Below are 22,723 nucleotides of genomic sequence, written 5' to 3' on the forward strand. Positions count from 1 at the left end.
AGGCACGCTCAATTAGTTTTTTTTCGCTTCGGTATCGGGGTCGGTGACGATGACGACCCCACTTTTGCGACGTCGAACGGCTGTGCCCGTTTTGCACCAACTCCGGCTTTGCTGCCAGCTCTGCTGAGCTTCGTGTAACACTTGCCAAATCGTGTAAGTACTCACGGTTGAAAACTCACCGTCCTTCTGATTCCTTAGCCGGCGTTGCAGGCTTGACAACGACCACTGGGAAACGCCATCAGTTTCTAACTCAGGTGGCTGTTGGGCCAATTCGATAATGTGCTGTCGTTGTCTAACGTCATACTGGGGTGTTGCGCCTCCCCCGTGGCGTGGTGTTAACGCGGCTAGTCCCTCACGGTTAAAGCGCTCTACCAGGTGTGCTACGACATCCCCTGAACGTCGCCCACTGGCTTGAGCTGCAGCCCTATAGCTGTCACCTTGAGAAACTAACTGCTAGCAGGGCTTTGGCCCGAGCAACACGAGCAGCTGATTCACTGCTCGCGCGCGAGACTCGCTCTAGTTCTTGGCGTTCTTCAGGCGTTAGATCCCGAAGAGGGTGTTTTTGTCGACGGCTCATCGCGAGAAAATATTGAGGTCGCTTCCATACTGACCGAGGTTATGGATGGCAAGGTTTGGATTCAGACAGATGGAACAGAAGATGGTGTCACTGACGAATTAATGCAAGCAGGTATTGCTAAGGAAGATATTGTATTGGGTTTTCATGAACCAGAAATTCGTAAATATACTGGTTTTTCTGTTGCTTAGGTCTTGGCAAGGATGATTCCTGTCTTAGGCAGCACTTTTCTGTATGGCTAATAAGCAAAAACTTGAACTCACATGGCAATGAATTCACCACAACACTTTTAATCGATATGGCTGAGTTCTCTGGCTAGGTCCGCTGCCTTGTATTGAAAGGGTGAAACTTTATTCGGTGAGGCTTATGAGATTTGCAGGGCATCCCTCAATTGTTGCTGAGCATCATTCAGAGCTGCTTCTAATTTGCTTGGATCGCGTCCGCCAGCTTGGGCTAAGTTGGGACGACCGCCGCCGCCACCGCCGCATTGTTTGGCGATCGCACCCACAAATTTCCCAGCCTGCAACCCTTGTTCGATCACCTTCGGGCTAAAGGCTGCCACCAGACTTACCTTGCCTTCCGCAGGCACAGACCCCAGAACCACCGCCCCTTCACCCAGCTTTTGGAGTAGCCTTTCTGCAGCCGTTTTCAGAGACTCTGGATCAACCCTTTCCAGTTGAGAGACGAGGACTTTAACGGCACCGGCCGATTCGGCCTGTTCCAGAAGCTGTTCAGATTTAACTAGGGCTAACTGGGCTTTAAGAGCATCAAGCTGCTTTTGAGTTGTTTTTAGGTCTGTTTGCAAAGTCGTGATCCGCTCCGGCAGTTCCTCTGGCTTAGCCTTAAACCGATCGCTTAAATCCCGAACTACAGCATCCCGCACATTCAGATACTCTAGAACAGCAGGTCCAGCAATCGCCTCAATCCGACGCACACCCGAAGCAACCCCGGCTTCGGCCACAATTTTGAACAGACCAATTTCAGACGTGTTTTTCACATGGGTGCCGCCACAGAGTTCCATGGAAACCCCCGGCACATCCATCACCCGTACCTCTGCCCCATATTTTTCGCCAAACATGGCCACCGCCCCTTTGGCCTTGGCCTCCGCAATCGGCATCACTTCCGTTTCGGTGGTATGGGCTTCGGCAATCCAGGTATTGATTTGGGTTTCGATTTCCTGAATTTGTTCAGGGGTGACCGCCTGGTTGTAGTTAAAGTCAAACCGCAAGCGATCAAAAGCCACCAGAGAACCGGCTTGGCCGATAGACTCATCAACAATATTTTTCAGGGCCGCTTGTAAAAGGTGAGTGGCAGTATGATGAGCTTGCACCTGACGACGACAGGCCAAGTCAATTTGGGCTGTAAGCTTATTGCCTACTTTTAAAGTGCCCCGCTCAATCCGGCCATAGTGGATAAAGATGTCTGATTCTTTCTGGACATCTTCGATCCGCACCACCACATCTTTGCCATTGAGATAGCCGCGATCGCCAATTTGTCCCCCAGATTCGGCATAGAAGGGAGTCTGATCCAAGGCAATTTGCACCTCAGAACCTGCTGAAGCTTTGTCAACGGTTTCCCCCTTCACAAGTAGAGCAGCCACTTTAGCTTTGGTTGAGAAATCGGTATAGCCGAGAAAGTCTGTTGGGTGAACGGTGGCGGCTAATTGTTCTAGGGTACTTTGCACAGTCAGGTCAATGGTTTTGTGGGCACTGCGACCGCGATCTTGTTGTTCCTTCATCGCTTTAGCAAAGCCGTCTTCATCTACCGTGAGCCCCTGCTCTGCGGCAATTTCCTGGGTCAACTCTAGGGGAAAACCGTAGGTATCATATAGGTCAAAGGCGTCTTTTCCGGAAATTTGCTTGGGCTTTTTCGCCATGATTTCGCCCAGTAGCTTTTCGCCCCGGTTCAGGGTCTTGAGGAACTGTGCTTCTTCCCGTTCCAATTCTGTTTTGATAATTTTTTCCCGTTCCCGCACCTCAGGATAGGCCACTTCCAAAGAGACAATAGCCGTTTCCGCCACTTGGGTGATAAAGGCCCCATCAATGCCAATCAGTTGACCATGACGGACTACTCGGCGAATGAGTCGCCGGAGCACATAACCTCGACCCACATTGGAGGCGGTAATCCCATCGGCAATCATTTGCACCACCGATCGCACATGATCACCCACTACTTTTAGGGAAGTTTTGGTCTTGGCCTTGCTCTTCTTATACCTAATACCTGCAATCTTGGCAGCGGTTTCAATAATCGGAAAGATCAAATCCGTTTCGTAATTATTAGGTACCTTCTGCAAGATCTGGGCCATCCGCTCCAGTCCCAAGCCCGTATCAATATTCTTATTCTTAAGAGGCGCAAGTTTCCCGTCACTATCCCGGTTGTACTCCATAAACACCAGGTTGTAGTACTCAATAAACCGGGTGTCATCTTCTAGATCAAGATTGTCATCTCCTTTTTCAGGGTGAAAGTCGTAGTACAACTCAGAACAAGGGCCACAGGGGCCAGTCGGTCCTGAAGCCCAAAAGTTATCGTCAGCCCCCATCCGCTGAATCCGATGTTCGGGAATGCCAATTTTGTCCCGCCAGATGGCAAAGGCTTCGTCATCTTCTTCAAATACGCTAGGCACGATGCGATCAGGGGGAAGCTTATACACTTCAGTAGACAGTTCCCAGGCCCAAGCGATCGCTTGTTCTTTGAAGTAGTCTCCAAAGCTAAAGTTACCCAACATTTCAAAATAGGTATGATGTCGAGCAGTTTTCCCTACATTTTCAATATCGTTGGTGCGAATGCATTTCTGGGAGGTGGTGGCTCGGGGTACTTCGGCTTCCCGTTGGCCTAAAAAGATCGGCTTGAAGGGCAACATCCCCGCAATGGTAAGCAGGACGGTCGGATCCTCAGGCACCAGGGAGGCGCTAGGCAGGATTTTGTGGCCTTTGGCGGCATAGAAGTCGAGAAAGGTTTGCCGGATTTGAGCACCGCTAAGAGACGCAACCATAAATCTAAAGGAACAACTCAATTGATACGTATATCAATCATGCCTTGTCCTGAGTGCTTTGTGCAGAGGAATGCTGTCTCGATATAGAGCAACGCCTTACTCAATCCTGTGGTTAGAGACTATTGGGCTCTTCCAGTCAGTACAAAGTTGAATATATGCCCTGATTATAGAATGGAGGTGGGGAGTCTCACCCGATAGGAGAGTGTATCAAAAGCACTACGCTATGAAGATGAGATTTTCTTCTGCAAATCCTTGGTGTCTTTAGCAATTAAAGATTCAACATATCCGTTTAAGCTGATGCCTATATTCTGAGCCTGAAGGATGGCTAACCGATGAAGTTCAGACGTGGTGCGTGTGGAGAAGTTACCAGAATACTGTTTTTCGGGTTCACGGCCCAATTCTGCACAGAAGGCTAGGTAATCATCCACTGAGTCGTAAAATGCCTGGGTCGCTTCTGCAACGGTAGTGCCTTCAAAGTGAATGGTCCCTTTCATGTCTAGAACCATGCCACCAATCATGCCACTTTCTTCATCGACTTCTAGTTTGGCGCTATAGCCTTTATAACTAAGCATCTTCTACCCCTACATCTTTGAGAAATTTACGGACGGCTTTGACCAGTAACTTGCCTGCGGTTGATTCAGGATGAGGTCGATGGAATACAACAGGTACATCTCCCAGTACTACTCTGATCCGAGAGCCATTGCCTTCGGTGATTGCTGCACCCAATGTAACTAAAAGGCTCTCAATATCAGACCACTTAATATTTCCTGAAATAGGATCTGCAAATAAACGTTCAAGGGTTTTTCGTTGTTTATTGTTCACCTATACCTCTTGCATATGCGTCATGCTAGCACAATACGCTAGCATGACGCATGAGGATAAGTCCTAAGACTTTTGATGAAGATATATTCCTGAGTGATAGTAGCTCGGTAATATCTTGGCAATGGGCAACATACATAAGCCAGACCATCCTTGGTAAATAGCACATGCACATACAGAAGCAAGTTCTGCCCTGGCTAAGTGTCACTGCAATATCTGTCTTGATCACTGGATGTGGACCGAGCCTTAAAAGCCAATGTCAGAAGTTAGGGCAGGCACACAATACGACCTTTAACAAATCCATGTCTCTCAAGAAACCTGGAAGTTTGGTCTATGACCACGAGCAGGAAAAACAGAAGGCAAAGCTCTGGACTGAATCATCAGAAAAGATAGCTAAACTCAAGCTTTCAGATTCCAAACTCAAGAAAATACAGGCTGAGTTAGTGGCTGCCCATCAGCAGGTTGGCGAAAAAACGCGTGAAGCGGCTGATTTGATTCCTCCTCATAACCAGGTCAACGATGCTTTAGGAGACCAAATTGACCAGGTTCGCAATGGGGCCATGTCCAAAATACCGACAGCAGTACAAGCTTTAACCCTGCACTGCACAGCCCGGTAATAGGCGTTAACCGAGTCGATATTGATTATTGAAGGAAATCATGAGCCAGCAATATACAAAGAGCAATCCGAAACAACTTATCTCCTGGACTGCGCCACTTCTCTTGTTGTCAATACTAATGACGGGCTGTGGACCTGATCTCAGAAGCCAATGCAAGAAAGTCCAAAAGGCATATTTTGATGGCCAAAAGCAAGGACCACTAGGAACGATCGATCAAGCAGCGATGCTAAAAAATGCCGAGAATTATGAGAAGTTATCCTCCACATTCCAAACGCTGAACGTGCAAGACAATACGCTCAAGAAATCCGTCAAAGACTTGGCGACTGCTTTTAAGGAAGTAGCAGCCGCAACTCGGAGTCGTGCCCAAATCTCTGATGCTGATGGGACAACTAGCTTCTACGCGAACGATACCCAAGGCGAACAGCAATATAAGTCTATTCTTGCTCAAGAGCAACGAGCTTATAGCAAAGTGCAAACCTCCATGGAGCAAGTCGGGATTCACTGCAACCTGAGATAACGAGTTCCTGTTTCTATGTCAAGATTGGGGAGAAACCTGCGGTAGCAGTTTGGCAGGTCTATGTATGGCAATGCAGCTTGATTCTGTGGTTCCCTTTGGGCGATCGCAAGATGAATACATCAAAATGTTCAACCTCACCGCTGCCGATTTAGAGCGTTCAATCTTAGGTGTGGGGGATGGTCCGGCCAGCTTTAATGCCGAATCAACTGCCTTGGGCAGCCAGATCACGTCCATCGACCCCATTTATGAACTGAGTGGACCACAGATTCAGCAACGGTTCGAAGCGGTCTTGGATGGCATCATGGATCAAATCAAGGCGACGCCTGAGGATTGGGTCTGGTCCTATCACTCCTCCCCAGAAGATCTTCGCCATAACCGCATAAAAACCATGCAGACCTTCCTGCAAGATTACGAGCGGGGAAAACAAGAGGGTCGCTATCAAACCGCAGCATTACCTACACTCCCGTTCCCCGATCAAACCTTTGAACTAGCGCTGTGCTCCCATTTTCTATTTTTGTATTCCAAGCACTACGATGCAGCTTTTCATCAAACTTCTATTCGAGAACTCCTGCAGATCAGTACAGAAGTGCGCATATTTCCTTTGTTAACTCTAATGCTCGAACCGTCTCCCTACCTCCCACCTGTTATTCAAGCTTGCCAGGATGGAGGGTATGTCACCGCCATTGAAACCGTTGGTTATGAGCTACAGAAAGGAGGAAACCAAATGCTAGTCATCCGTTCCCCATAACTCTGCAATTACTCTGAACGTTGTTGCCAACAGTCTTTCCCCTCCATCCCCCCTGATAGGTACTCAGCAACTGCGTACTCAACATCATCTTCGTCGTAGAGCTATCTAACTGGTTCAGAATTTTTTAGAGCAAGTCGTTCACGGATGCCACCGTCTAAAATGAGGAAAGTTCGGGAATAACATTTCGTTATGGTTCGTGCCGCTCCTTTAGTTCAACAACCTGTTCCGCAGCCCGTTGGTGAGCAGCGTGTGGTATTGCGATCGCTCACCTGGCAAGGCTACCTAGCCGTCAGACAATCGCTCAGTCCCGATCGCAATACGCGCCTAGCGTACTCCGAAGGGACGTTAGAAATTACCATGCCGCTTGAGATTCACGAGTTTTTGGTCTGGTTAATTGGGCGCTTCATTTATATTTTGGCGGCGGAGTTTGGCATGAAACTGAAGACAATGGGGTCTACGACCTTAGATCGAGAGGGACTGGATCGTTCAAGTGAGCCAGATGCAGCCTATTACATTCAGAATCAACCGTTGGTGGCTGGGCGGGATGTTGACTTAGAGAAAGATCCACCCCCGGATTTGGTGGTAGAGGTGGATATTACTCACACGAATATTGATAAGCTCCAGCTTTATGCCAGTATGGGTGTGCCAGAGTTGTGGCGATACAACGGAGAGGTTTGGCGAATTTATTGTTTGCAGGGGCAGGATTACATGGAAGCTCAGATGAGTTCTACGTTTCCACAGGTACCCAAGGCAAAGCTTTATGAGTTTTTGACGGCGGCTCGATTAGATGAAATGGAGGCTGATCGAGTTTTGCGGGAGTGGGTGCGATCTCTATAAAAAGTACTCCGAACCAGGGCCTAAACTTCTGCCAAACCAACAGAATTTTGCATAATTAAGAGAGCTTCCGGTGACAATGCCAGAGTTTGGTTTTGTCCGGTTGATGTCTTCTCCCATCCCAACCCGAGTGACTGCTAATTCCCCCAATACTGACGAGGCCATTAAAACCCGTAAGGCCGACCATCTCCGTATTTGTTTAGACGATAAGGTTCAGTGCAAAACGATTACAACGGGATTTGAACGCTATCGGTTCCAGCACTGTTGTTTGCCAGAGTTAGCCCTGGAAGATATTCAATTATCTACAACTTTTTTAGGCAAGCCTTTGGGGGCACCGCTGTTGATTTCATCTATGACCGGGGGAACGGAGCTGGCCAAAACGATTAATCAGCGGCTAGCTATCGTTGCTCAGGAGTTCAAGATTGCTATGGGTGTGGGGTCACAGCGAGTGGCCGTGGAGCATCCTCAAGTGGCGGATACCTTTGCGGTGCGATCGCATGCCCCAGACATTCCTCTATTTGCCAATTTAGGGGCCGTCCAACTGAACTATGGCTACACCATTGAGTCCTGCCGCCGCAGCATTGATTTGCTAGAAGCGGATGCTTTAATCCTGCATCTCAACCCGCTACAGGAATGTATTCAAAGTCGAGGTGATACCAATTTTCGTAATCTATTCACCCAAATAGGTGAACTTTGTCACCAACTACCGATTCCCGTCATCGTTAAAGAAGTCGGTAATGGTATTTCTGCGCCGCTAGCCCTGCGCCTAATAGATGTCGGTGTTGCTGCCATTGATGTCGCGGGGGCAGGCGGCACCTCTTGGGCCAAAGTCGAAGGTGAACGAGCAGAAGATCCGCGTCAGCGCCGACTGGGCCAAACCTTTTCTGACTGGGGATTGCCCACCGCTGAATGCGTGGCGTCCATCCACCAAGCGAATGCCAAAATTCCGTTAATTGCCTCTGGTGGCCTTCGCAATGGTCTGGATGCGGCAAAAGCACTGGCCTTAGGCGCTGATTTAGCGGGCATGGCTTACCCGTTTCTGCAAGCTGCCCACGAGTCAGACGCAGCATTGCATACCCTGATGGAACTGCTGATTGCTGAATTAGAAACGGTTCTCTTTTGTACTGGCAACGCCACCTTGGCCGATCTACAAGCATCGCCATGTCTGATTCACGATTGATATTACAGCTAAGCAGCCATCGGTATATTTGTCATACTTCAGCGCTCCATGATCGCTGAAAAGATTGACGACCTTTATTTTCTCCGCAGTAGTTGCATGGCCTGATATCAAACACCCAGTATTCAGCGTTGAATGCTCTAGGTTGATAGCGGATTGTAGTAGGCTTTTCTCAACGGATTAGCTCCCCAATCTATGAAACTTAATCGTCCTCTTTGTCTCGGCTACTGTGTTCCCTCTACCCTATTGGGATTAACGGTACTCCTCGGGCTATCATCCCCTATCCAGGCTCAAGCACAGCCGCCAACGGTATCAGATGCGCAGTATCGGGTGTTGTCGGTGACAGGGCAGGGCACTGAAACGATTCAGACGACGGAGGCCCAAGTGCGGTTGGGCGTAGAAGTGCAAGGTACAACTGCAGAAGCTGTGCAGAAACAAGTGGCCAGCCGTTCGGCTGCGGTGGTCTCGCTTTTAAAGGCTCGCAAGGTGGAGAAGCTGGAAACAACAGGCATTAACCTCAGTCCCAACTACAGTTACAACAATGGTCAGCGACGATTGATGGGATATCGGGGCCGCAATATGGTCAGTTTCCGGGTTGATATTGCAGCCGCAGGTCCTCTGATGGATGATGCGGTTAAAGCAGGGGCGTCCCGAATTGATCGGGTCTCCTTTGTGGCGGCGGAGGATGCGATCGCAGCCGCCCAAAAACAAGCCTTAACCCAAGCGACTCAAGATGCCCAAGCACAAGCAAGGGCTGTATTATCGGCGCTCAATTTATCTCCTAAAGACGTCATCAGTATCCAGATTAATCGTGCCAATGCCCCAGCGCCACCCCCGATCCCGATTCAAGCAACGGCTTTGAGAACTGAGGCTGACTCAACCCCCGTCGTGGGCGGTGAACAATCAGTGCAAGCTGCGGTTACTCTACACATCAGATACTAGGCCCGCTAGCTGCTAGCGAAACCATTTAGCGTAGAACACAGATTTTGGGTATTGGTGCCACAATACGATTGAATGCCCCCAGATTTGATCAAACCATAACTTCCCATTAATCTTGTCTCAACGGTTTGATGCTTTCCCTTTGATGGGCTTGTCGTTTATGTAGCGTTGTCTGAATTTATGGCTGTACAGAAAATCTCACTCTGGCAAAAAACACCCCAATTGGTGATGTCTGCTTTACTCATCGCTACAGTAGCAGTGCCGCTGGGCTGTCGGCCACGACAAGGTACAGGGGATACTGGGGTCAAGGTTTTAGATACATTTCGGGCGTCAGTTTATCGCAGCCTCGATCCCCCTAAGCAATTTGATGTGGCTTCCGCCCGGATTATCAGCAACATCTATGACCCGCTGTTGGAATATCACTATCTCAAACGTCCCTATGAGTTGGTACCCAATCTTTTAGAGACCCTGCCTGAGTTGGGTGAGGACAAGCTCACCTACACCTTTAAATTGCGAAAAGGGGTCAAATTTCATGATGATCCCTGTTTCCCAGACGGCAAAGGTCGGGAACTAACTGCGGATGATGTGATTTATACCCTGAAACGGTTTGCGGATGTCAATGTTAATCCCCAAAGTTACCCTGCTCTACTCGAAAACCGAATTAAAGGGCTGGATGAATTTAGGGAAAAAACGCGGCAGCAAAAAGATCTCGACTATGACCAGGAAAACGTCTCAGGCATAGAAAAGGTGGATTCCCACACCTTTAAGATTGTCATGACTGAGCCGGATCCGCTGCTATTAATGTCCTTTGCCACGAGTCCGCTCTCCATCGTTCCTAAAGAAGCCGTTGAAAAGTACGGTCGTAAATTAGAACATCATGGCGTCGGCACAGGGCCATATGTCCTAGATAAAAATCCGCGCAAAGGGGTGATGGTACTCAAGAAAAACCCCAATTATCATGGCACCTACCCCACTGAAGGAGAGTCTGAGGATCAAAGCCAGGGTTTGTTAGAGGATGCAGGCGAAAAACTTCCCATCATCGATGAAATTCGCATTCCTTTAATTGAAGAAGCGCAACCCCGCATGCTCAAATTTCTGAAGGGCGAGCTGGATTCCATTGGCATTGATCGCGATAATTTCTCCAAGATGGCTGAAAAGGTGGGCGACCAATTTAAGCTCAAAGGTGAGTTTGCAGGTAAGTTCAACCTTGCCTCCGCCAATGATCTCTCATCGTTTTACATCACCATTAATTTTAGAGACAAAACCTTTGGTCAAAATAAAGCGCTGCGCCAAGCTCTAGCTTACGCCCTGGATACCCCTGCTTATATTGAGAAAATGGAAAATGGTCGCGGCCATGCCTTGAATACCATTGTTCCTCTCCCCATTGATGGGAGCGAAGAGTCTGTGCCCGTGAAATGGTATTCCCATGATCTCAATAAGGCGAAAGCCAAGTTAAAAGAAGCAGGATACCCAGAGGGTAAAGGGTTACCCCCCATCACGATATTGTATGCGTCGGCAGATCCTAAAATTTCCCAGCAAAATCATGAGTTCTTGCGCAACCAACTCGCCCAATCCGGCATTCAGCTCAAAGCAGAGTTTTTAAAGTTCTCTGAGTATTTGCAGCGCAAAGAAGGCGGGAGTTTTCAGCTGGCCAGCGGCGGGTGGGGAGCGGATTATCCCGACGCTGAGAACTTCTATCAACTGTTTTATGGGCCGAATAAGGCACCGGGACCCAATGATGGCTCTTACAGTAATCCTGAATATGATCGGCTGTACGAACAGATGCGACGCATGTCTCCCGGCCCGGAGCGCAACAAAATCATTGAGAAAATGGCTCTGATTTTAAAGGAAGATGTGCCAGTGGTCTTTCTCAAAACGCCGATTAGTGTGGGGATGCGCCAGAAATGGCTGCTGAACTCTAAACCCAACCTGATGTTAGGCTCCACCTTCAAATTTCTGGATATTGACACCGAAGCCAAAGCCAAAGGATTGAAGTGATGCTTGGGTACATTGTTCGCCGCCTCCTGTACATCATTCCGACTATCCTGGGCGTTGCGGTTATTATCTTTGTGCTGTTTAACATTGCTGGCGAAGATCCGGTTCGCGTGGCCTTAGGCCAACATGCAACTCCCCAGGCGATCGCAGATCTTGAAGCGCAATGGGGGCTGGATCAGCCCCTTTGGAAGCAGTTTCTCGACTTTCTTCGCCAAATTGTCACCTTTGATTATGGAGAATCTTATTTCACAGGTGAAAGACTGAGTGAAGCCTTCGCCAGTGGGGCTTTGGTATCACTGAGTTTGACGCTGCCTCCCTTCGTGTTGGGACTGGTAATCAATATTGTGATTGCGATGATGATCGCCTACTACCGAGGCACCTGGATCGATCGCTTTTCCACTGCCGCCGCCGTGATTTCCATGAGCGTCTCCTACTTGGTCTATATCATTGCCATGCAGTACTTTCTGGCCTATGAGTTGGAATGGTTTCCCATCAATGGCTATGCCCCAGGATGGGATGCGATTCCCTATCTGGCTCTGCCTTGGCTGATTATTATCGTGGTCTCTATTGGGCCTGATGTGCGGATCTACCGCACAATATTTCTAAATGAAATGCAGGCCAACTATGTCCGCACGGCTCGGGCCAAAGGGGTGAGTGAACGAGGGGTACTCTTTACCCATATCCTCAAAAACGCCATGATTCCGATTCTGACCTTCACGATTGTGGCGGTCCCCTTTTTAATTTTGGGGGCGTTTTTGATGGAGCGGTTTTTTAGTATTCCTGGCTTAGGCGATTTAATGATTTCGGCGATTAATAATGGTGATTTCCCGGTGCTGAAGGGAATGACCATGTATATCACCATGACCTATGCCGTGTTTAATCTGATCACTGACTTACTTATTGCTGCGGTGGATCCGCGCGTCAAACTAAATTGAGGACCCCATGACCCGCGTTCATAACCTGTATTGGGAAGCTGCCCAAAAGCTCAGCCGTCAAAAACTGGTCGTCATCTGCTTGGGGATTATTGCTGTCTATATTTTGGTGGCTGTACTGGGGGGATTTAACGTCTTACCTGACTATCAAACTCGGGTGGGGGCGCAATATGAAGCCCCTTCGTTGGAACTCGCAAAATTACTGGGCACCGATCTTTTTGGGCGCTCTGTACTCTATAAAATTTTGGCGGGAACTAAGACTGCAATGCTGATTGGAGTCTTGGTGACCAGTATCTCTGTTCCCATCGGTGTCATTTTAGGGGCCTTGGCGGGCTATTACGGGGGCTTAGTCGATGTTGGTATTGTCTGGCTGTATACCGTTATTAGTTCTGTGCCTTATATTTTGATGGTGATTGCCATTTCCTATGTGATTGGGAAAGGGTTAGTGGCGATTTGTTTGGCAATGGGCCTGCTGGGTTGGGTGGGGCTTTGTCGATTGATTCGGAGCGAGGTGCTCAAAACCCGCAATCTTGAATATGTGGCTGCTGCAAAAGTCATTGGAGCCAATGATCTACAAATTATTTTTAGCCATATCCTGCCCAATGTGATCCATCTGGCGATTATTAGTGCTTCGCTGCAAATTTTGGGTGCCATTAAGTCGGAGGTGATTTTGACCTATATCGGGGTGGGTATTCAGGATGGAGCGAGCTGGGGGGCGATGATCTCGGATGCCACTGGGGAGTTGGTTCAGGGCATTTGGTGGCCGTTGGCAGGTGTGGTGCTAGTCATGTTTTTGTTGATTTATTCTCTTAATGTTGTGAGTGATGCTTTGCGAGACGCTTTAGATCCCAAATTACGAGGCACCACTGAAGTGGCAGAAGGGGATGCTCAATTTGAGGCCCAAGAGGCTGCAGTTCAGAAGGCTTAGCCAGGTAAAGTATTAACTGTCAGTACCCATGCAAGAGACTGTTTTGCCATATAGCACTTGTCAATTCTCAATGGTTTGAGGCCCATACCTCCTATACCCACCCCACCCTGTGGACACCCCTCCAAGGAGGGGATACGTTCAGAAACCCTACAGTCTGAGCAATAGTTCTCGCAAAGAACAAGACAACCGCTTTATCAAATTCTATGCTTTCAGAGGGCGTACCCGTGAGGCGGATGGTACGACGACCAATGGTGGCTGAGTCTCCATAGAAATCTATGATCCACTGACAGGGCAATGGATACCCGGTACAGATAGCGAACTATAGCTGTGGGGGCTATAGACGGCCTCATTTAAGCTATTAGGGGAGAAGAGACGCCTGAACTCAATATCGTTAAAGAATATAATCCAGGACACCAAAGGGAGTTGGCCTATGCTCTGAAAACCAGAGGACACCAAACAAAACTGCGATTTTGCTTCTCGCAAGCTAACCAGCCTTTTTTAGGCAGGCGATTAAGAACGGTGGTGGCGGAAGTGTATGCCAGTTCGAGATCGGGATTGGTCAAAATCTGTTCATGCACCTGTTTGACAGTAGCGGTCCCCAAGTCCCAAATTAAATTGAGAATTTCGCATTCTAAGGGACCGAGAGAAAGCTGTTTAGGGCGAAAGTCCGGGAGCGATGCCATTACAATTCTCGTAGATAATTCAACAATAAATTTTAGAAATTTCAACTGATGTGAGTCTGCGATTCTACCAAATATTGCTCTCTACAATAAAGTTAGCTACATACTTTCATCATGAGACGCATCTTCTATTCTTATAAGATTATGGAGAAACAGCAATGAAATTCTATAATCCTCAATACGTGTCTGTCCTGACATAAATAGCAAAGGTTGAATTGCTGTAGCGACAAAAATTAGATAAGGGATATATTTTAAAAAATCAATAGGATTTTCTAAGCTGACTTTTGGCCAACCCATGACCATATATATTACTAGCACGAAAGGCAAGGAAAATATTATTGAAGACTTTTCCAGAAAAGCCAATCTGTTTTTAACTATTTCGATTGAATCTTCAAGACTAGATATCAGCAAATCTAAGCATAAAGTCCGCATTTTTTGTCTTGGTATTTTAGATTTTTTATATAAAAGTGAATTTAGCTCAAGAATCTCTTTCATATATGTATTCTTAAGATCATTGATTATTAATTGAAGGTGTTTCTCAAAAGTTTCTGAGTTTTTTAGGTCATCGAGCATCCATTTTATTTCCCATAGAAGTAAATATATGAGTGACCACAATAATAAAACAAGAAAAGTAATCCCAAAGAAAATCTTCCAGCGCAGTAAATCCATATTAATGGACAGTGAAAGAAAGACAAAAGACCCTATCAAGTAAATAGCCGATTTAATGATCGACTGCCTTCTATCTATCTTCATGAGTTGGTGTTTTATTCTATTAAAGAGAGTTCTCTGGTTCTTTTTAGATCTTCGCTTTAGATAGTTGCTGTCAACCATTGCATGAATAGAGTCTATTTCCCGAGCAAAGGATGAAAAATCATCTTGATTCATACTTTAAAATATTTTTCGGCATCTTGAAGTATATCAACATATTCAGCAAAAAATGTCGATATCTATTTCAAAAAATATCAATAGCGAAGATATGAGAACTAAATGTAATTCCACAGCTGTATTTATAAATTCAGTTTTTTTATCAATATCTTGAATTATATAGTGATCATTGCTTTGGCCAATGAGTAACTTTTAAATAATTCAATTCACACTTACAAAAATATTTTTACTTAAATTCCGAATTAATTAGGTTGGCAGGGTGGATAAATAAGCCAAATGACATTCAAGTGCCTATTTAATTGCCGTCAAAACCATATCTACATCTCGAATTAAATTGCTATAGACTTCACTTTCTCTCAGCAGCAGCTTTTCATCAGAGACCTCATTGGGATACCGCTCAACCCAGACCTCACTGGGAGTGTAGGAACAATGCGTCAACTCAAAATCAACATCTAAATACAGTGCTAGCAAGGTAAAAGCCTTCCCACTTTCCTGCCATTCTCGATTGAGCCGCTTCGAGAACATACTCAATCCCACAGGAGTAATCGGACGAACGTGGGTGGGGTCATGAAAAAAGCGATCGCTGCGATGATGGGGCACTGTAATATGCACTTTCGCACCTGGCTGACAAATACGGTAAAGTTCCTGGATGATTTTCAAATAAACGTCAGTTTGCTGCCCCAAATGCTCTAAGACATGATGTAATTCAATTTCAGCCACACTACTATCTTTCCAAGGATAAGGAAACGTCTCTAGGTCAAAGCACACATCAGGTTTGCCAAACCGATCAACATTGATATAACCAGGCAGGTGCTTAGCACCGCATCCCAGATTGAGTCGCAATTCTGCCATTTTGGAATCTCCCTCAGAGTCAATGACTAGAAATTACACAGTAGGACTTCTCTCACGATATGCGCTGTCACAGATATCGAGCTACCGATTGGGAAATTGACGCTGTTGCTCTGGCTTGCTAGACTCAAGCCCTATGGAGCTTGTAGTTGACAAAATTAATCCTTGTAGCGCCTGCATCTGAACTGTATGAGGCGTTTCGCGAATCCTTCGATCATTTTCCCAACGTTGAAGTCGTTCACAATTATTTTGAGTGGCTAACCGAGTTTGACTGCTTGGTGAGTCCTGCCAATTCCTTCGGCATGATGGATGGCGGTATGGACGCCGCGATCACGAAATTTTTTGGCATAGATTTGGAATGGCAAGTTAAATCCCAAATTTTGGCAACGTATTTGGGAGAGCAGCCCATTGGCACATCGATGATTGTTGAGACGGGGCATCCCCAACACCCTTACTTAGCCCATACTCCAACCATGCGGGTGCCTATGGTCATCAAAGGGACAGATATTCCTTACAGCGCCATGTGGGCGATGCTGTTAGCAGTCCGACAGCATAATCAGCAGTCCCACAAACCCATACGGAGTATTGCCTGTCCTGGTTTAGGAACAGGAATTGGCCGTGTTCCCTATCGTGAAGCTGCTCGGCAGATGGCAGTTGCCTACGACCACTTTCTCTATCCACCCAAGATGTTGAATTGTTTCGTTGCTGCATCTAGGCAACTGCAAATTTGGGAAGGTTAAGTGAGTCCGTTCAGTTAGATATCAGTCTCATCAGGATGTCGTGAACTAAGTACGACAGGCTGTCTTTTGACTTTGCCAGAAAGGGTCACTCAGGATAGATTGGGCTAATTATTTGCTCGTAATCTTGCAAGTTTGTTTGGACTTGCGATCGCATCTCTATCTTCTGGGGCATCAGATTATGACTTCTCTTCAAAAATGGGCATTACTGATCACTTGTATGGGGGTTGGCGCAGTTAGCGTGCCTCGCATGGTGCAATCTCACCATATCCAGCCCCAAAGAATTTCTTCGACGGATCCGGGAGCGGGGCAGCACAGCCATCATCAAAAACACGACCATCATCAAAAACTAGAGATTTCCGCCAAGCAAGCTCCGCCTACGGTGGATTTAGTCGTTCATCCTGATCAGGTAAAAGGCTGGAATTTAGAACTGCAAGTCACCAACTTTGCCTTTGCTCCAACCCGAGTCAATGCTCCCAGTACCGCTGATGAAGGCCATGCCCACTTATATGTCAACGGCAAAAAAGTGACTCGCCTCTACGGCAACTGGTACTACCTCCCTGAGTTGCCCCCAGGACCCAATACCCTCAAAGTTACTCTGAATAGTAACGGACATGAATCGTTGGTCTATCGAGGACAGCCGATCAGCGACACTGAAATGATTCAGGTTGCGCCCCAGCCCTAAGATGCTAGACCTGTTGCTCGTCACCGCCCTGGGATTTGTAGGCAGCTTTGGTCATTGCGTTGGGATGTGTGGCCCCTTAGCCGTCAGTTTTGCCCTAACGCCAGGTGCATCTCAATCATGGCAGCAGCAACTCAGATTTCACCTGCTGCTCAACTTGGGCCGGATGCTCAGTTATGCTGCCATTGGGGCAGCCCTTGGCATGCTTAGTTCTGTCTTTGTGATGGGCGGAGAACTGGCAGGCATCGATAGCATCTTGCGTCGCAGCATCGCCTTACTGATGGGAAGTTTACTGGTTGGGTTAGGTCTTCGCCAAATTCGACCGGGCTGGCTCCCTCAAGTACCGTTGCTCCATCCCCTGCTGAAAGGGGGACTTCATGAGCGCCTCCATCGAGCGATGGGGAGACTAGCGGATTATCCCTATTGGTGGACCCCTGCCTTGCTAGGGATGGTGTGGGGACTCATTCCCTGTGGCTTCTTATATGCCGCTCAAATTAAAGCTGCCGCGACGGGCGATTTATGGCTAGGCAGTGCCACGATGCTGTGTTTTGGCCTGGGCACCACTCCCACATTACTGAGCGTGGGCATGTTTGCAGCGCTTTTGAGTCACGATCAACGCACCCAACTGTTTCAGATCGGCGGCTGGCTGATGCTTCTGATGGGCGTACTGACGATCCTCAGAACGGGGGAAATGCAGAACTACAGTAGCCACACAGCCTTAGTGTTGTTGATGTTGGCCTTGATCGCCCGTCCGATTCAGCCGCTATGGTCTGCCCCATTGCACTATCGACGACTGTTAGGTGTCAGCGCTTTTCTGTTCTCGTGGGTGCATGTGCTGCGGGTGCTCGACCATTCTTTGCAGTGGTCCTTTGCGGCTATTCCCTTTATGCTGCCCCTCCATCAAGTCGGTCTCTGGGCAGGTATTGCCGCTTTAGTCTTGTTAACGCCGCTGGCCACGACAAGTACCAACCGGATGGTGAAACGATTAGGCCCCCATTGGCGACGACTTCATTTGCTGAGTGTCCCTGCGCTGTTGCTAGTCGGCGGACATACGGTGATGATCGGCTCGGATTATCTCGGGGGACTGGAATGGACAGGGGCACATTTAGGTAGAACTGTTGCGATCGCAACAGTCATTCTCCTCGTCTTACTCCTCCGCTGTCGTTGGGTGTGGGCCTTATTCTCGCTGGAGAAATTCTATGGTGCGTCTTCGCCAATACAGTAGTTTAGCCATCTTGGTCATCGGGTTAGGAGGAGGGGTTCAGCCCGGTCAGGCCCATACGGTCAAAGCCTCCGAATCCGTCGCCGTCACCTTTCATTTAGAACCTGACCACAACCCACGCGCCGGAGAGCCTGCTCAAGTCTGGTTTGTACTGACCCAAAAGGGGGGAAACACCGTCCCCCGCGCTCAATGCAACTGTACCCTACAAGTCAGTGCTGAAGAAGATGGACAAGTGATTGCACAACCGCTCTTAGCAGCGGTCTCAGCGGAGCAATACCAAAATATTCCTGGCGCTGAGATTACCTTCCCTCAACCGGGCGCTTACCAATTGACCCTGCAAGGTCAGCCACAAACGGGTGATGCCTTCCAACCTTTTCAGTTCAGTTTTCCCGTCACTGTGGCCAAGGGAAGTCGCACGCCCCCCTCTCCTCGTGCCCAACCGCTAGCGCCTTCCCCATCCTCAGCGGCATCGGGTTTACCCACAGTCGCGTGGATAGGAATCAGTATGGGGGCCGGTCTGAGTCTGATGATGTGGGTGCTTTGGCTACGAAGAAAACCGTAAATCGCATACGACCCAGTGCAGCTTTTGAGAACATCACACGACTTGATTTCGCCCTGCTGACTTCGCACGGTAGAGATGATGATCACTGCGTTGCATCCATGTTATCCAGTCTTCTGGTGCTTGAAGCGTCGCCATCCCAATACTGACCGTTACGGACTGCTGGGGAAGAAGCTGTGCTGAGGCGATCAGGTGGCATAATTCCTCAGCGACCCTGTACCCATTCTGAGCATTCGTCCCGTATAGCAGCAGCAGAAATTCTTCTCCCCCAATACGAAAAACTTGGTCAACCTGGCGCAATCGTTCTGTGAGTAATTGACTAATTTCGCATAAGACCTGATCCCCCACAGCATGGCCATAGATGTCATTGATAGATTTAAAGTGATCAATATCTAGGGACGCCAGCGTCATGGCAATGCCCAATCGCTGATTCTGAGCAATCGCCTGTTCAAGGGTCTCTTGCAGTGACGTTCGGTTGAGTGCTCCTGTCAGTGGATCAGTAATCGCCTGGCGCTTGAGGTTCTGTTGTTGCTCATTAATCACCCGGACAAAGATGGCGGAAAAAATGCTCACCATTAATAGCGTCATGATCAGCCGAATGGCTAAAGCGTGCTCAATCATAGTCCAAGCAACAGGGAGCGTAATGACCAACAGCGTCGTATTGGCGATCCATGCTCTCCGCTCTGGCAACATGAAGTAGCAAGAAATAACAGCGGGATAACACCAAAAGGCCCCCACAATCCCTTGCTTGATAAACGCAAGGTTGAGGAAAAATATGACAATAGGCACTAACCCCAGCAAGGTAAGGGTGTCAGAATAGTGATTGCGGGTCGTAATGCTCCAGGTATTAAACGCAAAAATTCCATTAATTAAAAGGCCACCAACCCCTAGCAGATACCGTCCTTGCACAAAGTTATTGATAGCAAAAGGGGTCATCAGCACCAAGCCGACAGTCGCAAGTCCTAGTGAGGATTGATGTAAAAATGCTTGCGATTGTTTAGGGGATTGACGGTTCAATTCAGGGCATCTTTTCAATTCGGTGTGTTGTGTTTCAGCTTATCTACAGCAAGACGTTGTTATCTTCAACCACAGAGATATGATTCAGGGAATTGCTGCTCTCCTAAATGATCCGGTCAAGAGATTGACGGCTGGAGAAGGGTAGAGGTTGCCTTTATCTGAGTTAGTTCAGCACGATTAACATCTTCGCAAAGGTTCAATGCTAAGATAGCAAAGCTGTATTTTTATTTCCTGGTTTACTCCATGGCTGTCCCAAAGAAAAAGACATCCAATTCCAAGCGCGATTCTCGTCGAGCCCATTGGAACCGCAAAGCAAACTTAGCTGCCCAACGTGCCCTCTCTACGGGTAAATCAATTCTCACAGGCCGCGCCAAAGGTTTTGAATATCCGACTAAGGATGACGATGACGACGACGATGAGTAAGCGGTGTGGGCAAATATTTTCGCCAACCCAACACTAGCGAAATACAGCGCGTACCTCCGGGGCAACATTTAGCCAATCGCTTCCCAGTCTTGACTTATGGTGACACCCCACACGTTACCTCTGAAGACTGGCAGCTTAAGGTTTGGGGTCTGGTTAAACAGCAAACCTTTGGCTGGTCCGATATTCTAGCCCTACCCCAAAAGCACTTCACTGCTGATTTTCATTGTGTGACCCACTGGTCCAAACTAGATGTTAGTTGGGTGGGTGTTTCAGTGTCTGATTTTATGCATCTCATTGAGCTGAAGCCAGGCGTCACCCATGTTATGCAGCATTGCTACGGGGGCTACACTACAAATCTTGCCTTTGACGATTTTGTGCATGAGACAACTTTCTTTGCCCATACGTTAGATGGACAATCGCTACCCGCTGATCATGGTGGCCCCCTCCGGTTGGTTGTGCCTCACCTCTATGCTTGGAAGAGTGGGAAGTGGCTTAACGGCCTAGAATTTCTAGATCACGAAAAGCTTGGGTTTTGGGAAGAAAATGGGTATCACCGACGGGGAGAACCCTGGGCCGAAGAACGCTATAGCAATCGGTAAGCTTAGAAGCTGACTTCATCTGCAGGTCTGTGGCCATAAAAAGATGGCCTTCAAAGCCAGAGAGTGAACTTCAAAGACCAAGACTTCGAGTTAGTTGTTGTTGAAACTATTCTGGATCTGTATCTTGGGTCGCTGGAATACGATTATCAAAACTAAAGTCATAGTAATGTTCTTGATGGAAGATGGCATATTCACCCGCTTCCATCATGCTGGGAATGGTGACTTTATACGTTATATTGCCTTCTTCATCGATGGGCTGCGCTTCTTCAAATTGGAGCTGAATCAGATCTTTGTCTCGAAAACCATCTTTAGCATTGACTAAGCCTTCACTAAAGTCTGAGGAAAATCCTGCTGAAGAGGTTTCAATTTCACGTCGATCCTTTTTGGTTTTCAGCTTTAACAGCACCATATATTCATCAGGATGGACATCAGCAGGTAAACTTGTTTCAAACGCGATTGGGAATTCAGTAACCTGCAGACGCGCTTGTTTTCCTCTAAAGACGGCCTTCCCCTTGGAACGACCAAAAGGCGTAAATAGGCCTAGTGCACTCCCGCTGGCACGATCTTGCACCCTCGCTCGCTTGAGAAATATTTCTTGATCGCCCACCATCATTTTTACCGCACTTGGTCGGCGCTTGGAGATAGCAGGCGGAACGGGTTGAGCTTCGGTTTCTTGTTTTGCCTGACTAATCATCAGAGGTTTAAGTAGATGGGTGGACGTTAGAGACACCATTTGTTGATTAGAGGCTGAGTTTTGTGGTGATAACAGAGAGTGCAAGCTAGTTTCAGAGTTAGACTTGGAAGTCAGCTGAGATTGCTTAGATGCCTGAGCGAAAGCAGCGAAATTCTGAAGGCAAACTACAGCTGCAATGCCGATAAAGATAGAGTTTTTGGTTGCTAGTGTTTTCATTATTTTGGTGGGTGTACGAGAAGGACTGAATATGCAGCTTTAGCCATTAGTGCTATTTAAAACTTAGTTTTTCACCTTTTGAATTAGATTAATTAGCCAATAGATAAAATACTTTAAAGATAGGCAGCTAAAATGTCCTATAGATTTATGGACAAAAGCTGTGTTCGAATAATATGCCTAAGTTAAATAACCGATTCAATTTGGATGTGAGATGACTACTCCCTTCCCACTAGAAGCGTACTTATACTATTGGCGTAGGGAATCATGAAAGATAACAGTGGAACCCTCCAAAAAATGAACGGAGAAACTTCGGAAAAAAGAACTGAATTTAGAGACTTGGCAAAAGCTGTATTACAAATATCAACAAGACTATATCAGAAAGTGTCTGCTAGAACTGCAAAGCAAACTTAGTTGCTCAACATGCCTTCTCTACGGGAAAATTAATTCCCACAGGCCGTGCTAAAGGCTTTGAATATTCTGCGAATGACAATGATGATGAGTAAGTGGTGCGGGCAAATATTTTCGCCAACCCAACATGAGCGAAAAACAACGCGTTCCTCTAGGGCAACATTTAGCCAATCGCTTTCTAGTCTTGACCTACGGTGACACCCCACACGTTATCTCCGAAATTGGCAGCTTAAGGTTTGAGAGCTACACCACGAATCTTGCTCTGGGTGATGAGACGACCTTCTTTACCCATACGTTAGAGGAGCAACCACTACCCGTTGATCATGGTGGACCACTCCGTTTGGTTGTGCCTTACCTCTATGCTTGGAAGAGTGGTAAGTGGCTTAACGGCCTAGAATTTCTAGATCACGAAACGCTTGGGTTTTGGAAAGAAAATGGGTCTCACCGACGGGGGGAACCCTGGGCCGAAGAACGCTATAGCAATCGGTAAACTTAGAAGTTGACTTCATCTGCAGGTCTGTGGCCATAAAAAGATGGTCTTCAAAGCCAGAGAGTGAACTTCAAAGACCAAAACGTCTAGTTAAGTAGGTCGGGCTTGAAAAGTTCAGGCATATGAGCTGAGATATCAGCATAGTCTCCCCTGACCAAGGAGGTCGCAATGGGCGCACGCTTACGTATCA

Annotated in this window: 24 protein-coding genes and 3 pseudogenes; 18 read left to right on the forward strand and 9 right to left on the reverse strand. The window is 47.6% G+C overall.

Annotated features, from left to right (window positions below):
* Positions 1-12: 12 nt before the first annotated feature.
* Positions 13-375 (reverse strand): helix-turn-helix domain-containing protein, encoded by a 363-nt coding sequence (locus tag Q0986_RS18300; RefSeq protein ID WP_299414041.1) that lies wholly within the window; start codon positions 373-375, stop codon positions 13-15.
* Between the two features lie 219 nt (positions 376-594).
* On the opposite strand from Q0986_RS18300, the pseudogene Q0986_RS18305 reads away from it, so the two are divergent.
* Positions 595-765, forward strand: a pseudogene (locus Q0986_RS18305) (element excision factor XisI family protein); the annotation flags it as partial.
* Between the two features lie 173 nt (positions 766-938).
* Here Q0986_RS18305 and alaS read toward each other — a convergent pair.
* The 3 genes from alaS to Q0986_RS18320 all read right to left on the reverse strand — a co-directional run bounded on the left by alaS (position 939) and on the right by Q0986_RS18320 (position 4,388).
* Positions 939-3,566 (reverse strand): alanine--tRNA ligase, encoded by a 2,628-nt coding sequence (alaS, locus tag Q0986_RS18310; protein ID WP_299413974.1) that lies wholly within the window; start codon positions 3,564-3,566, stop codon positions 939-941.
* A gap of 221 nt (positions 3,567-3,787) precedes the next feature.
* A complete protein-coding gene (locus Q0986_RS18315; protein WP_299413977.1) occupies positions 3,788-4,138 on the reverse strand; it encodes a type II toxin-antitoxin system HicB family antitoxin in 351 nt (116 codons plus the stop codon).
* Positions 4,131-4,388, reverse strand: a complete 258-nt coding sequence (locus tag Q0986_RS18320; protein ID WP_299413980.1) for a type II toxin-antitoxin system HicA family toxin — start codon at positions 4,386-4,388, stop codon at positions 4,131-4,133. Before Q0986_RS18320 ends, Q0986_RS18315 begins: the two co-directional genes overlap by 8 nt.
* A 164-nt stretch (positions 4,389-4,552) precedes the next feature.
* On the opposite strand from Q0986_RS18320, the gene Q0986_RS18325 reads away from it, so the two are divergent.
* The 9 genes from Q0986_RS18325 to Q0986_RS18365 all read left to right on the forward strand — a co-directional run bounded on the left by Q0986_RS18325 (position 4,553) and on the right by Q0986_RS18365 (position 13,072).
* Complete coding sequence (locus Q0986_RS18325; RefSeq protein ID WP_299413982.1) at positions 4,553-5,002, forward strand: hypothetical protein; 450 nt, start codon at positions 4,553-4,555, stop codon at positions 5,000-5,002.
* 40 nt (positions 5,003-5,042) lie between these two features.
* Complete coding sequence (locus Q0986_RS18330) at positions 5,043-5,519, forward strand: hypothetical protein (protein ID WP_299413983.1); 477 nt, start codon at positions 5,043-5,045, stop codon at positions 5,517-5,519.
* A gap of 64 nt (positions 5,520-5,583) precedes the next feature.
* Positions 5,584-6,267, forward strand: coding sequence for an SAM-dependent methyltransferase (locus Q0986_RS18335; RefSeq protein ID WP_299413988.1), 684 nt, complete (start codon positions 5,584-5,586; stop codon positions 6,265-6,267).
* 189 nt (positions 6,268-6,456) lie between these two features.
* Positions 6,457-7,104, forward strand: coding sequence for a Uma2 family endonuclease (locus tag Q0986_RS18340; protein WP_299413992.1), 648 nt, complete (start codon positions 6,457-6,459; stop codon positions 7,102-7,104).
* A gap of 103 nt (positions 7,105-7,207) precedes the next feature.
* Entirely contained in the window at positions 7,208-8,281 is a 1,074-nt protein-coding gene (fni, locus tag Q0986_RS18345) for a type 2 isopentenyl-diphosphate Delta-isomerase (protein ID WP_299413996.1), read from the forward strand.
* A gap of 192 nt (positions 8,282-8,473) precedes the next feature.
* The gene (locus Q0986_RS18350) at positions 8,474-9,220 is read left to right on the forward strand and encodes an SIMPL domain-containing protein (RefSeq protein WP_299413997.1); all 747 of its coding nucleotides are present in this window, start codon (positions 8,474-8,476) and stop codon (positions 9,218-9,220) included.
* 177 nt (positions 9,221-9,397) lie between these two features.
* The gene (locus tag Q0986_RS18355; RefSeq protein ID WP_299413999.1) at positions 9,398-11,215 is read left to right on the forward strand and encodes an ABC transporter substrate-binding protein; all 1,818 of its coding nucleotides are present in this window, start codon (positions 9,398-9,400) and stop codon (positions 11,213-11,215) included.
* Positions 11,215-12,147, forward strand: coding sequence for an ABC transporter permease (locus tag Q0986_RS18360; protein ID WP_299414002.1), 933 nt, complete (start codon positions 11,215-11,217; stop codon positions 12,145-12,147). The genes Q0986_RS18355 and Q0986_RS18360 overlap by 1 nt, the downstream gene beginning before the upstream one ends.
* Positions 12,148-12,154: 7 nt before the next feature.
* Positions 12,155-13,072, forward strand: a complete 918-nt coding sequence (locus tag Q0986_RS18365; RefSeq protein WP_299414005.1) for an ABC transporter permease — start codon at positions 12,155-12,157, stop codon at positions 13,070-13,072.
* Positions 13,073-13,503: 431 nt separating this feature from the next.
* On the opposite strand, the pseudogene Q0986_RS18370 reads toward Q0986_RS18365, so the two are convergent.
* From Q0986_RS18370 to Q0986_RS18380, 3 genes and pseudogenes are all read right to left on the reverse strand, one after another.
* Positions 13,504-13,755 (reverse strand): annotated as a pseudogene (locus tag Q0986_RS18370) (BlaI/MecI/CopY family transcriptional regulator); the annotation flags it as partial.
* Between the two features lie 96 nt (positions 13,756-13,851).
* Positions 13,852-14,637, reverse strand: a complete 786-nt coding sequence (locus Q0986_RS18375; RefSeq protein WP_299414007.1) for a hypothetical protein — start codon at positions 14,635-14,637, stop codon at positions 13,852-13,854.
* Positions 14,638-14,928: 291 nt separating this feature from the next.
* The gene (locus Q0986_RS18380) at positions 14,929-15,489 is read right to left on the reverse strand and encodes a hypothetical protein (protein ID WP_299414010.1); all 561 of its coding nucleotides are present in this window, start codon (positions 15,487-15,489) and stop codon (positions 14,929-14,931) included.
* Between the two features lie 146 nt (positions 15,490-15,635).
* On the opposite strand from Q0986_RS18380, the gene Q0986_RS18385 reads away from it, so the two are divergent.
* From Q0986_RS18385 to Q0986_RS18400, 4 genes are all read left to right on the forward strand, one after another.
* A complete protein-coding gene (locus Q0986_RS18385; protein WP_299414013.1) occupies positions 15,636-16,226 on the forward strand; it encodes a macro domain-containing protein in 591 nt (196 codons plus the stop codon).
* A 178-nt stretch (positions 16,227-16,404) separates the two neighbouring features.
* A complete protein-coding gene (locus tag Q0986_RS18390; protein ID WP_299414016.1) occupies positions 16,405-16,908 on the forward strand; it encodes a hypothetical protein in 504 nt (167 codons plus the stop codon).
* A 1-nt stretch (position 16,909) separates the two neighbouring features.
* Positions 16,910-18,130, forward strand: a complete 1,221-nt coding sequence (locus tag Q0986_RS18395; RefSeq protein WP_299414019.1) for a sulfite exporter TauE/SafE family protein — start codon at positions 16,910-16,912, stop codon at positions 18,128-18,130.
* Positions 18,105-18,689, forward strand: a complete 585-nt coding sequence (locus tag Q0986_RS18400) for a hypothetical protein (RefSeq protein WP_299414022.1) — start codon at positions 18,105-18,107, stop codon at positions 18,687-18,689. The genes Q0986_RS18395 and Q0986_RS18400 overlap by 26 nt, the downstream gene beginning before the upstream one ends.
* 33 nt (positions 18,690-18,722) lie before the next feature.
* Here the strand turns inward: Q0986_RS18400 and Q0986_RS18405 are convergent, their stop codons facing one another.
* Positions 18,723-19,703 carry a GGDEF domain-containing protein gene (locus Q0986_RS18405; RefSeq protein WP_299414024.1) on the reverse strand — a complete coding sequence of 327 codons (981 nt, stop codon included), beginning with the start codon at positions 19,701-19,703 and terminating at the stop codon, positions 18,723-18,725.
* 243 nt (positions 19,704-19,946) lie between these two features.
* On the opposite strand from Q0986_RS18405, the gene rpmF reads away from it, so the two are divergent.
* Both rpmF and Q0986_RS18415 read left to right on the forward strand, forming a co-directional pair.
* Complete coding sequence (gene rpmF / locus Q0986_RS18410; RefSeq protein ID WP_261890989.1) at positions 19,947-20,126, forward strand: 50S ribosomal protein L32; 180 nt, start codon at positions 19,947-19,949, stop codon at positions 20,124-20,126.
* Positions 20,127-20,131: 5 nt separating this feature from the next.
* Positions 20,132-20,725, forward strand: a complete 594-nt coding sequence (locus Q0986_RS18415) for a sulfite oxidase-like oxidoreductase (RefSeq protein ID WP_299414032.1) — start codon at positions 20,132-20,134, stop codon at positions 20,723-20,725.
* Between the two features lie 106 nt (positions 20,726-20,831).
* Here Q0986_RS18415 and Q0986_RS18420 read toward each other — a convergent pair whose 3' ends face one another.
* Positions 20,832-21,458, reverse strand: a complete 627-nt coding sequence (locus tag Q0986_RS18420) for a hypothetical protein (RefSeq protein WP_299414035.1) — start codon at positions 21,456-21,458, stop codon at positions 20,832-20,834.
* A gap of 569 nt (positions 21,459-22,027) precedes the next feature.
* On the opposite strand from Q0986_RS18420, the pseudogene Q0986_RS18425 reads away from it, so the two are divergent.
* Positions 22,028-22,138, forward strand: a pseudogene (locus Q0986_RS18425) (50S ribosomal protein L32); the annotation flags it as partial.
* 32 nt (positions 22,139-22,170) lie between these two features.
* Positions 22,171-22,533 (forward strand): molybdopterin-dependent oxidoreductase, encoded by a 363-nt coding sequence (locus Q0986_RS18430; RefSeq protein ID WP_299414038.1) that lies wholly within the window; start codon positions 22,171-22,173, stop codon positions 22,531-22,533.
* Positions 22,534-22,723 lie beyond the last annotated feature (190 nt).

Origin of the sequence: Acaryochloris sp. IP29b_bin.148 (genome assembly GCF_028285565.1) — a bacterium.
GTDB lineage: Bacteria > Cyanobacteriota > Cyanobacteriia > Thermosynechococcales > Thermosynechococcaceae > Acaryochloris.

What these genes read in the sequence shown, in the direction of transcription:
- alaS (WP_299413974.1), bottom strand. Translation starts at nt 3,566, where the DNA reads ATGGTTGCGTCTCTTAGCGGTGCTCAAATCCGGCAAACCTTTCTCGAC.
- Q0986_RS18315 (WP_299413977.1), bottom strand. Translation starts at nt 4,138, where the DNA reads ATGCTTAGTTATAAAGGCTATAGCGCCAAACTAGAAGTCGATGAAGAA.
- Q0986_RS18325 (WP_299413982.1), top strand. Translation starts at nt 4,553, where the DNA reads ATGCACATACAGAAGCAAGTTCTGCCCTGGCTAAGTGTCACTGCAATA.
- Q0986_RS18330 (WP_299413983.1), top strand. Translation starts at nt 5,043, where the DNA reads ATGAGCCAGCAATATACAAAGAGCAATCCGAAACAACTTATCTCCTGG.
- Q0986_RS18335 (WP_299413988.1), top strand. Translation starts at nt 5,584, where the DNA reads ATGGCAATGCAGCTTGATTCTGTGGTTCCCTTTGGGCGATCGCAAGAT.
- Q0986_RS18340 (WP_299413992.1), top strand. Translation starts at nt 6,457, where the DNA reads ATGGTTCGTGCCGCTCCTTTAGTTCAACAACCTGTTCCGCAGCCCGTT.
- fni (WP_299413996.1), top strand. Translation starts at nt 7,208, where the DNA reads ATGTCTTCTCCCATCCCAACCCGAGTGACTGCTAATTCCCCCAATACT.
- Q0986_RS18350 (WP_299413997.1), top strand. Translation starts at nt 8,474, where the DNA reads ATGAAACTTAATCGTCCTCTTTGTCTCGGCTACTGTGTTCCCTCTACC.
- Q0986_RS18355 (WP_299413999.1), top strand. Translation starts at nt 9,398, where the DNA reads ATGGCTGTACAGAAAATCTCACTCTGGCAAAAAACACCCCAATTGGTG.
- Q0986_RS18360 (WP_299414002.1), top strand. Translation starts at nt 11,215, where the DNA reads ATGCTTGGGTACATTGTTCGCCGCCTCCTGTACATCATTCCGACTATC.
- Q0986_RS18365 (WP_299414005.1), top strand. Translation starts at nt 12,155, where the DNA reads ATGACCCGCGTTCATAACCTGTATTGGGAAGCTGCCCAAAAGCTCAGC.
- Q0986_RS18375 (WP_299414007.1), bottom strand. Translation starts at nt 14,637, where the DNA reads ATGAATCAAGATGATTTTTCATCCTTTGCTCGGGAAATAGACTCTATT.
- Q0986_RS18380 (WP_299414010.1), bottom strand. Translation starts at nt 15,489, where the DNA reads ATGGCAGAATTGCGACTCAATCTGGGATGCGGTGCTAAGCACCTGCCT.
- Q0986_RS18390 (WP_299414016.1), top strand. Translation starts at nt 16,405, where the DNA reads ATGACTTCTCTTCAAAAATGGGCATTACTGATCACTTGTATGGGGGTT.
- Q0986_RS18395 (WP_299414019.1), top strand. Translation starts at nt 16,910, where the DNA reads ATGCTAGACCTGTTGCTCGTCACCGCCCTGGGATTTGTAGGCAGCTTT.
- Q0986_RS18400 (WP_299414022.1), top strand. Translation starts at nt 18,105, where the DNA reads ATGGTGCGTCTTCGCCAATACAGTAGTTTAGCCATCTTGGTCATCGGG.
- rpmF (WP_261890989.1), top strand. Translation starts at nt 19,947, where the DNA reads ATGGCTGTCCCAAAGAAAAAGACATCCAATTCCAAGCGCGATTCTCGT.
- Q0986_RS18420 (WP_299414035.1), bottom strand. Translation starts at nt 21,458, where the DNA reads ATGGTGTCTCTAACGTCCACCCATCTACTTAAACCTCTGATGATTAGT.
- Q0986_RS18430 (WP_299414038.1), top strand. Translation starts at nt 22,171, where the DNA reads ATGAGCGAAAAACAACGCGTTCCTCTAGGGCAACATTTAGCCAATCGC.